We start from the raw sequence: 15041 nt of genomic DNA on the forward strand, positions 1-15041 counted from the left end.
ATCAAACTCAATAACACAAGCCATTTTATAATTAAATACTGGCTATCACTGCAAATAGCGCGGTAAATATGGTACAAATAGAGCAAGTATTAATAACAATGATTTTTTTATGCGCACCCTAGAACAAATTAAACAAGCAAGCCTTATTACTGCAATTAAAACACCTTACTTAGCCAATGGTGAGATCGATCTTGCAAAGTATGATGAACTCGTTGAAATACAAATTGCAGCGGGTGTTGACGGCATAGTTGTTGGTGGCACCACCGGTGAAGGCCAGTTAATGAACTGGGAAGAGCACTTAATGCTAATTGCGCACAGTGCCAATAAGTTTGGTGAGCAATTACTGATTGTAGGTAACACCGGCAGTAATAATACGCGCGAAGCAATTAAAGCAACAAAATATGGTTTTGCCAGCGGCATGCATGCCTCATTACAAATTAACCCTTACTACGGGCGCACATCAATTGCCGGTGTTAAAGAGCACTTTAAACGTGTGCTTGATATTGGTCCGGCGTTTATTTACAACGTAGCAGGGCGCACAGGTCAAGACCTCACCCCTGATATTATTGAACCACTGGCCCAGCATGAGCACTTTATTGGTGTTAAAGAATGTGGTGGCAATGAGCGTATAGCACACTATGAACGACAGGGTATTGCGTGTTGGTCTGGTAATGATGACGAAGCACACGATGCACGCCATACTCATAAAGCACATGGCGTTATTTCAGTTACGTCTAACCTGATCCCGGGTTTGTTCCGTCAATTAATGGATAGCAAAAATGATGCGCTAAATAATTCATTACAACCATTAATGAACTGGCTGTTTTGCGAGCCAAACCCAATTGCCATTAACACCGCGATGATCATGACAGGCGCGGTAAACCCTGTGTTTAGAATGCCTTATGTGCCGCTTAGCGATGAGCAACAGCAACAAGGTGAAACCCTAATTAATCAGCTTAATGAGCAAGATTTTGTCGGTAGTCGAGCGCAGTGTGTGGATATTAGTAAGGTTTTGATTTTATCTTAAACTGTTAGACTATTTATTAAATACTAAATTTTCAAAGCAGCCTACTGTATACACAGAGGCTGCTTTTTTATGTCACTGCCAATAGTAGTTGAGTTTAAGCTGCCACATAGCTGAATTAGCGCGAGTGACCGCTAATCTAATATCAATATCTTGGCTTAAAGGCACTGCCAGTTCTAGTTTGGTTTGCGCAGGGTTTTTGGCATTTAAGAATGACTTTTCGTAGGATGCTTTAAGTTTAATACCTGAGTTAGTACCAGTAATAATCCCCACTTCTACCGACGAATCATAAAAGTGGCTGTTTTTAGCTAAATCACCTAAATAACCATTAATTAAGCTATAGGCTAAGGTGTTGTTGCTAAATTGCCAAGCTTGTCCGGCTCCCCCCATAACAAAGCTACGTTTACAGGTTCTGCACAGTGCTGGTTGTCTGTCGAATCCAACATTAATTTTCCACGACCACTTAGATTCATTAGCCCAAGATAATTGGTTTGGATTGAATGACTCCAAATCTAATAAATGAACTTTGTTTATGTAAGTTTCGCCATCAGTAAACATCAGCTCGGTATCTAACATTTCTAAATTAGAAAATGGAATGCGGGCAATATCAGAGGCAAGGGTATCAAAATAACTCAACCTAAAACCCAAAGTGTACTGTGTTTGCTCAGCCGTGTGCACCGCAGAAACTGAGCTGTTAGAGGGCTTTTGGCCTTTATGTGGTGGCTGCTGGGTAAATTGAAATCTAACTTTGTTTTCGCCCATTGGCAGCTTTAAGCGCGCTTTGATTAGCGCATTCTTTAACTCACTTATTTTTACAGGAGTTTGTTTTTGAATTTGTTTAACTTGTACAAGTTCAAATAGAGCGCCAATAATGGCTTTTTGTGACTGCACTGGCAAAGCTAAAAACGATTCGTTTTTAAGTACTGCTGATTCGGCAAAAATTTGTTTAGCAAAGCTGAGCTCTTTTTCACTTAAAGATTGCACATATTTTGAAAATACAGTGTCGCGCGAGGGGGTAAATGTGATGTTTTTAACCGCTGATTGCCCTTGGTAAGTGGCCGAGTTTAACCTTGAAAAAATAGTGGCAGGTATTACCCAAGGAGCGCCTTCGCTGGTTAGTTGATCGCCAATAACAAGTTCAATAATTTGCGCAAGATGAAATGCACAGTTTTCATCGGCAAAGTAATAATCAAATTCAGTGCCTAAAATTTCCCATAAGTGATTAGCAATAAAAACCACATCGCGCTCGTTTAGATTGAGGGTATATTCCCATAAATCTCTTAATTCTATTTCACCATAGTTGTGCTGGTGGCGATAAAATAATTGATCTGAAAAACCGGCTTTATAACCACCAAACAAGCCCTTGAGAATATACACCAAGCCGTTTTCATTATCTGGAACGTGTGCGCCATAATTAATAATGTAATCTAATAATTTGTTTTTTGATTCGGTCGAGCGATTAAGTTTAAGTAATAAATGACCATATAATGATGCGGGATTACTCATATAACCAGATGCAAATACTAAACTAACAGAGTGAATTGCTTGTTGCTCTCGCCATTGCTTTAATTTTGGGCACTCTGCAGCTGGCATTGAAAAGGTTAAACCTTGCTCTTTGAGCCATTGGTAACGAGCAGGGTAGCGACATGGCATTGAGGGCAGGTTATTAAAAGCATGGATTGTTGCTTTTAATTCGGCAGCCGGATCAGTACGTCCGTTATCTGCAATAAAAAATGATGCGTTAGTAATATAACTGATGGTAGCTGGTTGGTTTTTGTAATGCCCTAATTTCAACCATATTGGGTGTTTGGCTAAAACAGAGATAGATTGCGTGGCAGAGCTTGAGAAAGAGATGAATAAAAAAGCACTAATTAAATAAAATAGAGGTTTCATTGTTTAACCAAAAAAAAGGGCTGTTAAGCCCTTTAATTATTAGATTGCAGCGCATTGAGATGAAAAGTTAGTTGTAATTTTACCTTCAACTAATTCATAAAATGCTTGTGCATTGTCTATTGGCGCGTTTGCGTAATCGTTACGTACCGAAGTGATAATTTGTTGATGTGCAGTTACATCACAACCACGTACGTTAAGCATTGCAGCGATATACTCGCCTTCACCCTGTGCTATTTCTTGTTCTAATACAGGAAAAGTTTGTTGAATAAACTGCGCTGTTTTTACGTTAGCGCCTTCACAACTTTCTACTGAAGAGATGTTAGAAGACACTGCAGTTGTGCCTAAATCCCAAATAATATTAGAAATTGCTGCAGCAACGCCATTATCTGGGAAAACCATCGCGCCAATACCACATTGTTGCCATGGGTTGATGCCACTTTTTGCTTGTGACGGCATTGAAACAAACGCGCTTACTAATACCGCAGCAGTTAAACATCTTTTTATCATTATTAATTTCCTTTAATTTATATTCACCCAACAAAATGGGCGGGAAAGTGTACCTGCTTTTTTTATTTAAATGCAAATGGTTATGTAACACAATGTAAAAGAACGGTGTAAAGTTTATAAAATCGCAATAAAGAAGTGAATAAGCGAGGATTAATATTGCGAGTTAAAATCATTTAGCTAACTCAAACAGCGTCTAATAATAGCTAATTACCCCGCATTTTATAAATTAGTGGTTTCTGGTGTTTAAAACTAACTGTTTAAGCGATTTTACTGTATAATTTGCGACCCTTGATAATGTGGCCGCAGGTTATACAGCAATGAATTTTAAATCTTTTAGTTTTGCCCCTGAACTTATTCAGGCGTTAGACGAACTTAATTACCACACCCTTACGCCCATTCAGCGCGCAGCTATTCCGGCTGTTCGTAAAGGTAAAGACGTTTTAGCGAGTGCTCAAACCGGCACAGGTAAAACCGCTGCCTTTGCACTCCCTATTATCCAAAAGTTATTTGAGTCAGATAGCAGTACTACGAATGCGCCAAGCGCCTTAGTCCTTGCACCTACGCGTGAGCTTGCAGAGCAAATAGCGAATAACTTTAAAGACTTTGCTAAGTACACTTCGCTAAAAGTAGTGAGTTTATTTGGTGGTGTTAATACCGCAGGACAAGAAATTGCACTCAAAGAAGGTGTGGATATTGTAGTAGCAACACCAGGGCGTTTACTTGATCATATTCGTTTAGGTAACTTAAGCCTTGCCCAAGTAAAACACTTAGTACTTGATGAAGCTGACCGTATGCTCGATATGGGCTTTATTAATGACATGCAAAGCGTGATAAAAAGCTGTGCTGATGAGCGTCAAATCTTATTGTTTTCAGCAACTTTCCCAGCAGCAATTAAACAATTTGCCTCTAAAGTGCTAAAGCAACCTGAAATTGTGCGTGTTGATCAAACTAACAGCACCGCAAGCACAGTACAACACGTGGTTTACCCGGTAGAAGAGCGCCGTAAGCAAGAGTTACTTTCTGAGCTAATTGGTAAGAAAAACTGGCAGCAAGTGCTGGTGTTTGTAAACATGAAAGAAACCGCAGATGAGCTAGTCACTGAGCTTAACCTAGACGGTATCCCAGCGGCAGTGTGTCATGGTGATAAATCGCAGGGTAACCGTCGTCGTGCGTTACGTGAATTCAAAGAAGGCAAAGTACGCGTTCTAGTTGCAACAGAAGTTGCAGCACGTGGTATTGATATTGACGGTTTACCGCGCGTTATTAATATTGATTTACCTTGGCTTGCTGAAGATTACGTACACCGCATTGGCCGTACAGGCCGTGCTGGTAACCAAGGACAAGCAATTTCGTTTGTGAGTCGCGAAGAAGAAAACATGTTGTTTGAAATTGAAACCTTAATTGGTCAAAAAATTAAACGTGTTTACTTAGAAGGTTACGAAGTAAGTAATCGTGAAGTACTGATTGATAAAATTGGTAAAAAGCCAGCGCATTTACGCCGCACCCGTGCTAATAAGCCATCAGGCCAGGCTACCGGTGAAGCGAGAGCGAAAAACCGCTCGCGAATTTCTAATGTACGTAAAAGCTTAAAAGGCGAAAAGCTGTCACTTAAAAAGTAAGACAGCTAAGCCATTAAAAAACCTGAGTTTACTCAGGTTTTTTTGTGCCTAATACATTATCGATGATAGCAGCGTAAGCATAAGCAGCCGCTTCATCGTTTTGATTAGCAATAACTGACAAACCAACCGGTAAGTGGCTTACTTTGCCAACCGGTAAAGTAATATGGGTAGTCCCTGCAATGGCAGGTAATGAACTGCTACTGCCTTTAAAGTTATCGCCGTTAATTAAATCGGTTTTCCAAGCCGGTGAAACGGTGGGCGCAATCACAATATCGAGCTTGTTATTGCGGTATAAATTGCTAATAGCGCGCTTTGCAAGTGCGCGATATCGCGCTTTGGTGCTTTTGTATTGTTGTTTTTCACTCAAATCAACTGCGTTAGCTTGTTGTAAAATATCTTGCTCAAAGTAGGGCATTTCCTGCTGTTTATTTGCGATATTAAATGCGATTAACTCGTCTAAACTTTTTACGGTTACCTGCGTTGGTGTTTTGCTTAAGTAGTGGTTAATTTCGGCTTTAAAGTCGTAAAGTAGGATGGCGTATTCATCAACGTAAAGCGTGCTTAAGTCATCTTTTACTGCAACATTGACAACGGTATGACCTGCGTCTTTTAATGTTTGTAACTGCTTAGCGTAAAGCTTTTGTGTTGCCACAGTAAACTTATTGGCAGGTAACGCGCCTATCCTCAGTGATGGCTTAGGCGCTATGCCATCAAGCGTTCTATTTACGTTGAGTGTCGATCCATCGTCTGAGTCTTCACCTTGAATGACTGATAATACCGCGAGTGCATCTTTTAAAGAATGCGCCATTGGACCTACCGAATCTTGGCTACTAGAAAGGGGGATCACGCCTGCGCGTGAAACTTGCCCCATACTGGGTTTAATGGCGTACACCCCATTAACCGAAGCAGGGCAGGTAATCGAACCATCAGTTTCTGTGCCCAGCGCAATAGGCGCAAAATTTAAAGCAACCGCCACAGCAGAGCCTGAGCTTGAACCACACGGATTACGAGTTACATCATGGGCGTTATGGGTTTGTCCGCCAATGGCACTCCAGCCAGATGACGAATACGATGAGCGAAAATTAGCCCATTCACTTAAGTTCGCTTTGCCTAAAATAATAGCGCCTGCTTGGCGTAATTGTTTAACCACAAAGGCATCTTTATTAGTAACGTTATTTTTAAGTGCTAATGAACCCGCTGTGGTGGGTAATGTACCTGTTGTTTCAATGTTATCTTTTAGTAATACCGCAATACCATGTAAAGGGCCTGCCCATTTTCCGGCTTTAAACAGCGCATCGAGTTGTTTGGCTTGTTCAATTGCAGTGGGCTCAATACTAATTACCGCATTATATTTAGGATTGAGCTCGTTTATTCTGTCGATATAAGTGCGGGTAAGCTGCTCAGCCGTGGTGGTATTATTTTTATAGGCATTGTGAATGTCACTAATGGTTTTAAGCTCTGTATTATTATCCGCTGCGTATAAATTAGGTATTGTACAAACAAATAATGTTAAAAGTAGCCGTTTTATAATCATTGTTATTATCTATTTTGTGAAAACATAGGTTATTTTTAGCACAAAAAAACCTCACGTTGTGAGGTTTTTCGATAAAGTATAATCTAATAGAGTTAAGCGTTTTCTAACATCGATAACGCAACCGCCTCAGCGGCTTTAATGCCATCAATACCTGCTGATAAAATACCGCCTGCATAACCTGCGCCTTCACCTGCAGGGTAAAGCCCTTTGGTATTAATGCTTTGGAAAGTTTTATCGCGCTTGATGCTGATAGGTGAAGACGTACGTGTTTCTACACCCGTTAGTAAGCCATCATTAGTTGAAAAACCACGAATTTGCTTGTTAAAAGCAGGAATTGCTTCACGCAAGGCTTCAATCGCAAAAGGAGGTAATACGTTGCTCAAATCAGTCAGTTTTATGCCCGGCGTATACGAAGGCTGTACATCGCCTAAATTAGCCGATGATTTACCTTTTAAAAAGTCGCCAATAAGCTGTGCAGGGGCATCGTAGTTTTTACCACCAAGTTCATAGGCTTGCTCTTCTAGTTTACGCTGTAAATCAATGCCGGCTAGGGGATGCCCAGGGAAGTCTTTTTCTGGCGAAATACCCACTACAATAGCGCTGTTAGCATTACGTTCACTACGTGAATATTGGCTCATGCCATTGGTGACGACTCGGCCTTCTTCAGATGTTGCGGCAACTACTGTGCCGCCAGGGCACATACAAAAGCTATATACAGTACGGCCGTTATTACAATGGTGTACTAATTTGTAATCTGCAGAGCCTAAAATAGGGTTACCCGCATTATCGCCAAAGCGGCATTCATCAATCATTGATTGCTTATGTTCTATTCTAAAGCCCACTGAAAAGGGTTTAGCTTCAACATAAATGCCTTTATCGTGGATCATTTTAAACGTATCGCGGGCACTGTGGCCAACCGCTAATATCACATGGCGAGTTTCGAGCTGTTCACCATTAGAAAGCGTAAGCCCAGTCACTTGGCCGTTGTCTAAATGGATATCGTCAACGCGCGTGCTAAAACGAATTTCTCCACCAAGTTCAATAATACGTGCACGCATTTTTTCAATCATGGTTACCAGTTTAAAGGTACCAATATGCGGCTTACTCACGTATAAAATTTCTTCAGGAGCGCCGGCCTCTACAAACTCAGTAATGACTTTACGACCATAATGTTTAGGGTCTTTTACTTGGCTGTAGAGCTTACCGTCTGAGAACGTGCCTGCGCCACCTTCACCAAACTGTACGTTTGATTCTGTATTAAGGGCCTTTTTACGCCAAAAGCCAAAGGTGTCTTTGGTGCGCTCACGCACTTCTTTACCGCGCTCTAAAATAATTGGGTTAAAGCCCATTTGTGCCAACACTAAACCGGCAAATAAGCCACAAGGGCCAAAGCCAATTACCACAGGGCGTTCTTTAATACTGCTATTGGCGTGCGCTACAAATTTGTAGTTGGTGTCAGGGGAGACTTTAACGTGTTGGTCTTTTTCAAACGAGGTTAACAGTTGTGCTTCGTTATCCACTTCAACATCAAGCGTGTAAATCAGTAAAATGGCGCTTTTTTTACGTGCATCGTAACCGCGTTTAAACACATTGTAGCTGTGTAGCTGCTCTGGGCTTATATTTAATTTATTGATGATGGCTTGGCCAATGGCATTTTCGTCATGGTCAAGCGGCAGCTTTATTTCGGTTAAACGTATCATTAATATCTCTTTAGGTGTCATAGCGGGGATTAAATTCCGCTCACAATAAGGGGTGTGCACAAAGCGCTGATTTATAAGCGCCATATGTTACGTTAAATTGCCCACTTTTGGCACTTATTTATTGTGTTTTGGTAAGGGTTGGGTATGATCCGCAGCTGTTATTGTGAAACATTAGGTATTAAACCATTATGGCGTTTGTAGTCACCGAAAATTGTATAAAATGTAAGTACACTGATTGCGTATCAGTATGCCCTGCAGATGCATTTTTTGAAGGTCCTAATTTTTTGGCTATTAGCCCTATTGACTGTATTGACTGTGGTTTATGCGTACCTGAGTGTGCCGCTGATGCTATTTTTCAAGAAGATGAATTACCTGAATCGCAAAAAGAGTTTACCCAATTAAATGCGGAGCTAGCAGAAATATGGCCACGTATAACGCAAGTTAAACCCGCCCCGGAAGATGCCGATAGCTGGAATGGTGTGGCTAATAAATTAAAACTTCTCGACACATAATCATTCCACTTCGTTGTGTATTAGTTTTTTGTTAATTTTATTGCAAATAATAGCGCGCAACTATTAACAAATGTACCTGTATAATTTACACTCCTGAGCAAAGTTTACTTTTAACAAGTAAATAAACCTAAATGGATGTTTATGCAGTACTTTATACCTATAAAAATAACAACATTGCTGTTTTTTATCAGCTTCAGCCTCGGTTTAACTCTCAGCCCTAATGCACTTGCCGATAAGCTTAATTATCAACTCGCGCACATTAATAAAAATATTGATGTAGATGGCGTGCTTAACGAGCCACATTGGCAACAAGCAACACATGTTGCGGTAAATTACCAAGATGAGCCGAATGAAAAAGGCACACCGCCAGTAAAAACAGATGCATACCTTTATGACGATGGTCATAATTTATATGTGGCGTTTGTAGCTTACGACCCCGATCCGAGTAAAATTCGCGCGGCGCTTCGTGACAGAGATACCCTCTGGCAAGATGATACTGTCGGTTTGGTGATTGATACCTTTAACGATGAACGTACAGGCTATGAGTTTTATGTAAACCCACTGGGCGCTCAAGGTGACCTTCGCATGACGGATACCGATGAATGGGTGTCAGACTTATCGTGGGATGCCATTTGGGACAGTGCCGGTACCATAAACGAGCAAGGTTACGTAGTTGAAATGCGTATTCCGTTTAAAGCGCTGCGATTTGCGCAAAATAAAGATCAATCTACCTGGGGTTTTGCTGTAATGCGAAACTATCAGCGTGATGTGTTGTATCAATTATCAAGCACAGGCTTTGACCGTGATATTAAATGTAGTTTATGTCAGTTTGACAAAATAAGCGGATTTAATAATTTAGCACCAAGTAAAAACCTACAGCTAACGCCAACATTAACCGCACTGAGAAACGATCAAAAAACACAGGTACCGGGTGCGTGGGATAATGGCGATGTAGACACTGAAGTAGGGCTTGATCTTCGTTGGGGAATCACCAAAGATGCCGTGATCAATGCCACCATAAATCCAGACTTTTCTCAGGTAGAAACCGATTCTTTAGAACTGGATGTAAACACCACTTACTCTATTTATTACGCTGAAAAGCGTCCGTTTTTCTTAGATGGCGCGTCTTATTTTAAAAGTAATTTATTTGAACTGCTTTATACCCGTACCATAGCTGAGCCTAATATTGGTGCAAAGCTCACCGGTAAAACCGATAGCCACAGTTATGCGCTAATGTTTGCCGATGACGACAACAGTAATGTTTTACTGCCCAGCAACCAAGGCTCAGGCTTTGCCAGCCTAAATGATAAAACTAAGGCGGCGGTGGCTCGATACCAATATGATATTGGCCAACAAGGTACTATTGGTGTCACTTCAACATATAGAGAAAGTAGTGATTACCATAATACGGTGTTATCGGTTGATGGCAGCTATTGGTTTAATCAGTCAGATACGCTTAATTACCAAATAGCCCATGCTGATACCAACAACTCGCAGTTTTTAGTTGATAACTACAATTTAGCAGACACTCAGTCGGATATGGCGTATGCATTAAAGCTGACACGCGATAAGCGTGATTATAAGCTCTACGCGACCTATGACAATATTGGTGAGGATTACCGCACCGATTTAGGTTATCAAGAAAAGGTAGACTATGAAAAAGTAGGCTTTGGTGGCGGACAAACTTGGTATGGTGATGAACATGACATGCTAACAACCTGGTCATACACCGCCGATTGGGATAAAACCTGGGCGCAAAATGGCGAGTTACTTGAAGAAGAATACGAAGGTTACATGACCTTTCAAGGTCAAAAGCAGTCTGTATTTGAGCTGGGTTTATTAAATCGCTATGAAAATTATAACGGCAAGTTTTATAACCAAAATATTGGTTATTTTTATACGGCTTTTAGACCGTCAAAAGATCTGAGATTATCGTTATATGCCGAATACGCAAGCCGTATAGATTACACTAATGAGCAGCTAGGCGATGTTTTAACCACACAATCGCAGGCTGTTTGGGATATTAATAACCATTGGCAGGTCGATGTTAGGCATAATTATAGCCATTTAGATGATTACCAAGGGCGACGTGTTTTTACCGCAAACCTTATTGATTTTAGGCTTTATTATAAGTTTAGTATGCGCGCTATGCTTAAGCTGATTTTACAGTTTGAAGATATAGACAGAAATGAGGATGCTTACTTTTATCAGGTTAGCGAAATCAACAAAGATTACGGTAGTCAGCTGGTGTACTCATACAAAATTAACGCACAAACCTTATTTTACTTAGGGTATTCAGATAAAGGTTATCAGGATGACTCGTTAAAAAGCATTGAGCGAGACCAACGTACTTTCTTTACTAAAGTCAGTTATGCGTGGCAGTTATAACGCTATAAATAATATAAAAGTAAGATTTTGCTAGGCAATAAAAAAACACGCTACTGGGTAGCGTGTTTTTTTGTGTTTACTAAATGGTAAACCTAGTTATTACAAGTCAAATGTACGTGAGATAGCAAGTACAATTCGCTCATCTGCGTAATCGTAATCTAGGCTGGTATTCTCAGCAGCCACTTCAATGCCAAACCCTTCATAGCTCGTTTGGTATGCTAAGCGGTAGTGATAATACGATTTGTCGCCCTTAGCTTCATCCCATTGGAACTTATTGCCATCGAGTGAGTTTGAAATATCAAAGCTGGCACGAATCGCATGATTTGGCGCAAGCTCGTAAGTGTGCGCAATCATAGAAATCACATGGCCAGTATCGTAGCCAAAGTAATCCCAGCTGTACCAAAAGTTAAGCTCTGTTTGGCCGTAGTCACTGGTGTAACCAAATTTAGTATACGCTTCGGCGTAGTTACCATCGCTGTTATTACCTTGGTAAGTGTAATAAGCAATACCGTAATCCAGGCTTACTTGTTCGTTTAACTGAATGTATCGGCCTACATAAGCATCTAGTTCAAAGTCGGTGTCATCACCAAAATCTACGTTTGATGCCCATACACCGGCATAAACACCGTTATCATACGCGTAGTCAAGGCTTGCTTGCAGTGCCGGATCGTTATCTGTTTGTGATACACCATTAAAGGTGTAATCAGATGCAGCCGTAATCGTTGTTGACCAGTTAGCCGCTGCCGTTGTTGATAAAACGGTGAACGGTAAAGCGATAAAAAGTTGTTTTAATTTATTGTTCATGTGTTTTACTAGCTGATAGTTTCTATTTTTGTGTAATCAATTTTATTCGCTTTAGGCGATCCTTCGATATTGCTGACCGTTTTAAGTTTGCTGTAGGCAATAAAACCAAGGCAAATAAAGAATAACCCTATAACTAAAGCACCCACCCATTGAATTTGCAAAAACTCAAGCTTAAATAGCAGTGTTAGTAGCGACAAAGCGACAACGTTCATGGCAATATATTTAAATTTACCAAAGCGTTTTACGGTTAGGTTTAAATTATCTGTGTATAAACGGATCAGTGAATCGAGCGAGTTAATAACAAATACGATACCTACAAACACCATAGCAAAGTTTTTGATTCCCTCGGTTGGAATACCGGCTTCATGGTAGTGATATAACACACTAAACCAGATAGCGATTGGAATCGATGGGAAAATCAGCATAGCACCAAGGACTTGATAGGTTTTTAAACCGCCCACAAAACGCGATGTAAATTGACCAATCATAATGCTCCACGCAAACCACCAAAATAAGTAAAACTCATGGTAATCATTCAGTGGTAATACAAACTCATTGATGTTGGCAAAGTAATTACCAATTAATCCGATGTTTTTAGTAAATGCAGAGAGTTCACTGTCGCCAAATAAGAAGGCATCAGCCCACATAAAGCCAATTAGGGCTATAAACAACCAAGTAGTTGCAATACTTAAAAAGCGTACATATTTAATATCGGTACTTGAATACACCGCAAAGCAAATAGCGGCAAGCACGATTAAGTAAAACGCAGGAATAACATTTGAGCCATCACCGAGTTCAGGTAAATACCATGGCAAGTTACTCAGTAATAAGTAAGCGGTAAACGCACAAGTACCAATAATGACCACGTTGTTTAAAAACTTAACCCATGGAATTTCAAAAAACTTCACTTTGGGTTCTATTACACAGAAATAAAAGCACGTAAGAAAATAAAATCCCCAAATTAAAAATCCCCAATAACCAAACTCAATTGAGAGAGGATTGGCAAATGCATATTCTGGGCTTGCTTTTATGTCTGCATAACCGGCAAATTCGGTTAAAGGGAACATAATAAGGCCAACGTCTAGGCCTGAGGTAAACAGGATTGCTATAAAAGTGAATGTTCTCACTGGTGTGACGCCTACTACGCGTACATTGCCCCATTTTATTAAAATAGTAACAATGGCAAGTAAGGTGAAAATAATGCCTGCATTAAGCCAAATAGTCATTATCGCCCTCCCAGAATGAATAAAAATAACACATATATACTCCGTTTTTTATTGTGCTTGCATTAACACAGGCATAACCTATTTATGCTTGTGAGCCACTGCAAGGCGCATAAAGGCACTCCTTAAAGCATTTTGCTTAAAAGAGTGGCCTTTATGGCAGGCTAAATTAAAGGGTTTTATTTCGTTGTGAAGTTTGCCAATCAGTGGCATTCACAACATCAACTCCTGTATGAGCTAAAGGCTTATTACCTAAAATAATATCAGCGGCTTTTTCGGCCACCATAATTGTAGGGGCATTCAAATTACCATTAGGTATGGTTGGAAAAATCGACGAGTCAACTACACGCAAGCTTTGCATGCCATGCACTTGGGTATTTGAGTTAACTACAGCCATGTCGTCTTCACCCATTTTACAAGAGCAAGAAGGGTGGTAAGCACTTTCCACTGCTTGGCGCACAAAGGCATCAATTTGCTCATCCGTTTGAACTTGTTGCCCTGGTTGAATTTCTTCACCACGGAAGTCGTCAAAGGCAGCTTGTTCAATAATTTCACGCGTTAAACGTACGCACGCCCTAAAGCCTTCAATGTCGTCTTGATGCTCAAGATAATTAAACACAATCTTTGGCGGCTGCGTCGGATCTGCTGAGGCAATAGTGACACTGCCACGACTTTTAGGTTTGTTATGACCTACATGCACTTGAAAACCATGCCCTGCAAAAGCACTGCGTCCATCATAACGCATCGCTGCCGGTAAAAAGTGATACTGAATATCAGGCCACTCTACACCCGGTTTTGAGCGAATAAAGGCACACGATTCAAAGTGATTAGTTGAGCCTAAACCTTTTCGGGTAAGCAGCCATTTTGCACCAATTAAACCTTTAGAAAACAAGCCTAATTTACCGTTTAAGGTAATGGGTTGTTTACACTTATATTGAAAGTAAAACTCTAAATGGTCTTGCAAGTTTTGACCAACACCTGGTAGGTGATGTTTTACTTCAACACCTGCTTTTTCAAGTATTTGTGTATCACCAATACCGGACAGTTGTAACAGGTGAGGTGAACCGATAGAGCCCGCACTTAAAATAACCTCTTTACTTGCTGTGGCTGTTTTAACTGTGCCATTGATCTTGTATTCAACACCGGTTGCTTTTTTGCCGTCTAAAATAACGCGCTGAGCAAGTGCACCGGTTACAATTGTTAAATTACTGCGATGCTTAATCGGATCTAAATATTCACGAGAGGCTGAGCTGCGCACACCGTTTTTAACGGTCATGTGCATAGGGCCAAAGCCTTCTTGTTGAGCACTATTATAATCAGCTGTAGTGGCATAACCCGCTTGAGCACCAGCATCAATAAAGGCGCTATACAAAGGGTTTTCCATGTTATTACCGTTATTAACGCCAAGGGGGCCTTTTCCACCACGATGGCTGTTTTCACCTAGATAAAAGCTTTCTGCTTTTTTAAAATACGGTAAACAGGCTTGATAATCCCAGCCATTAGCGCCATGTTGCTGCCATTCATCAAAATCTTTCGCATGACCACGTACATACACCATGCCATTAATAGATGATGAGCCGCCAAGCACTTTACCGCGTGGGCAGTGCATTTCACGGTTATCTAAGTACTTTTCTGGCTGCGTATGAAATTGCCACGCATACTTATCGGTATTCATTGGAATCGACAGAGCAGTGGGCATTTTAATAAAGATGCTTTTATCGCTGCCGCCGGTTTCAAGTAACAATACTTTGTTACTTGAATCTTCAGACAAGCGATTTGCTAACACACAGCCTGCAGAGCCTGCGCCTACAATAATATAATCAAAAGAGTGGTTCAT

Annotated in this window: 11 protein-coding genes; 4 read left to right on the forward strand and 7 right to left on the reverse strand. The window is 40.6% G+C overall.

Annotated elements, in window-relative coordinates; all coding sequences use genetic code 11:
* Window positions 1-109 precede the first annotated feature (109 nt).
* Window positions 110-1027 carry a 4-hydroxy-tetrahydrodipicolinate synthase gene (dapA, locus tag PSM_RS17550; RefSeq protein WP_013463216.1) on the forward strand — a complete coding sequence of 306 codons (918 nt, stop codon included), beginning with the start codon at window positions 110-112 and terminating at the stop codon, window positions 1025-1027.
* 72 nt (window positions 1028-1099) lie between these two features.
* Here dapA and PSM_RS17555 read toward each other — a convergent pair whose 3' ends face one another.
* Window positions 1100-2917, reverse strand: coding sequence for an Lnb N-terminal periplasmic domain-containing protein (locus tag PSM_RS17555; RefSeq protein ID WP_013463217.1), 1818 nt, complete (start codon window positions 2915-2917; stop codon window positions 1100-1102).
* Between the two features lie 39 nt (window positions 2918-2956).
* A complete protein-coding gene (locus PSM_RS17560) occupies window positions 2957-3424 on the reverse strand; it encodes a DUF3015 family protein (protein WP_008115277.1) in 468 nt (155 codons plus the stop codon).
* A 317-nt stretch (window positions 3425-3741) separates the two neighbouring features.
* Here PSM_RS17560 and PSM_RS17565 point away from each other — a divergent pair, with 317 nt between their 5' ends.
* Complete coding sequence (locus tag PSM_RS17565) at window positions 3742-5043, forward strand: DEAD/DEAH box helicase (protein WP_008114027.1); 1302 nt, start codon at window positions 3742-3744, stop codon at window positions 5041-5043.
* A 28-nt stretch (window positions 5044-5071) separates the two neighbouring features.
* On the opposite strand, the gene PSM_RS17570 is transcribed toward PSM_RS17565, so the two are convergent.
* Complete coding sequence (locus PSM_RS17570) at window positions 5072-6577, reverse strand: amidase family protein (RefSeq protein WP_013463218.1); 1506 nt, start codon at window positions 6575-6577, stop codon at window positions 5072-5074.
* Between the two features lie 92 nt (window positions 6578-6669).
* Complete coding sequence (locus PSM_RS17575; RefSeq protein WP_013463219.1) at window positions 6670-8277, reverse strand: NAD(P)/FAD-dependent oxidoreductase; 1608 nt, start codon at window positions 8275-8277, stop codon at window positions 6670-6672.
* Between the two features lie 188 nt (window positions 8278-8465).
* On the opposite strand from PSM_RS17575, the gene fdxA reads away from it, so the two are divergent.
* On the forward strand, window positions 8466-8789 hold the full coding sequence (fdxA, locus tag PSM_RS17580) for a ferredoxin FdxA (protein WP_008114035.1): 324 nt from the start codon (window positions 8466-8468) through the stop codon (window positions 8787-8789).
* 141 nt (window positions 8790-8930) lie between these two features.
* The gene (locus tag PSM_RS17585) at window positions 8931-11177 is read left to right on the forward strand and encodes a carbohydrate binding family 9 domain-containing protein (protein ID WP_008114037.1); all 2247 of its coding nucleotides are present in this window, start codon (window positions 8931-8933) and stop codon (window positions 11175-11177) included.
* Between the two features lie 99 nt (window positions 11178-11276).
* Here PSM_RS17585 and PSM_RS17590 read toward each other — a convergent pair whose 3' ends face one another.
* The 3 genes from PSM_RS17590 to betA form a co-directional block, all read right to left on the reverse strand.
* Window positions 11277-11981: a TorF family putative porin gene (locus PSM_RS17590; protein WP_008111449.1), complete on the reverse strand. Its 705-nt coding sequence runs from the start codon at window positions 11979-11981 to the stop codon at window positions 11277-11279.
* 8 nt (window positions 11982-11989) lie between these two features.
* Entirely contained in the window at window positions 11990-13207 is a 1218-nt protein-coding gene (locus PSM_RS17595) for a BCCT family transporter (protein ID WP_013463220.1), read from the reverse strand.
* 166 nt (window positions 13208-13373) lie between these two features.
* Window positions 13374-15041 (reverse strand): choline dehydrogenase, encoded by a 1668-nt coding sequence (betA, locus tag PSM_RS17600; protein ID WP_013463221.1) that lies wholly within the window; start codon window positions 15039-15041, stop codon window positions 13374-13376.

The sequence above is a fragment of the Pseudoalteromonas sp. SM9913 genome (genome assembly GCF_000184065.1).
In the GTDB taxonomy this organism is placed as follows: Bacteria; Pseudomonadota; Gammaproteobacteria; order Enterobacterales; family Alteromonadaceae; genus Pseudoalteromonas; species Pseudoalteromonas tetraodonis.

Coding starts and splice junctions, on each gene's coding strand:
- PSM_RS17560 (WP_008115277.1), bottom strand. CDS start 3,424: ATGATAAAAAGATGTTTAACTGCTGCGGTATTAGTAAGCGCGTTTGTT.
- betA (WP_013463221.1), bottom strand. CDS start 15,041: ATGAACCACTCTTTTGATTATATTATTGTAGGCGCAGGCTCTGCAGGC.
- PSM_RS17570 (WP_013463218.1), bottom strand. CDS start 6,577: ATGATTATAAAACGGCTACTTTTAACATTATTTGTTTGTACAATACCT.
- dapA (WP_013463216.1), top strand. CDS start 110: ATGCGCACCCTAGAACAAATTAAACAAGCAAGCCTTATTACTGCAATT.
- PSM_RS17595 (WP_013463220.1), bottom strand. CDS start 13,207: ATGACTATTTGGCTTAATGCAGGCATTATTTTCACCTTACTTGCCATT.
- PSM_RS17575 (WP_013463219.1), bottom strand. CDS start 8,277: ATGATACGTTTAACCGAAATAAAGCTGCCGCTTGACCATGACGAAAAT.
- PSM_RS17585 (WP_008114037.1), top strand. CDS start 8,931: ATGCAGTACTTTATACCTATAAAAATAACAACATTGCTGTTTTTTATC.
- PSM_RS17565 (WP_008114027.1), top strand. CDS start 3,742: ATGAATTTTAAATCTTTTAGTTTTGCCCCTGAACTTATTCAGGCGTTA.
- fdxA (WP_008114035.1), top strand. CDS start 8,466: ATGGCGTTTGTAGTCACCGAAAATTGTATAAAATGTAAGTACACTGAT.
- PSM_RS17555 (WP_013463217.1), bottom strand. CDS start 2,917: ATGAAACCTCTATTTTATTTAATTAGTGCTTTTTTATTCATCTCTTTC.
- PSM_RS17590 (WP_008111449.1), bottom strand. CDS start 11,981: ATGAACAATAAATTAAAACAACTTTTTATCGCTTTACCGTTCACCGTT.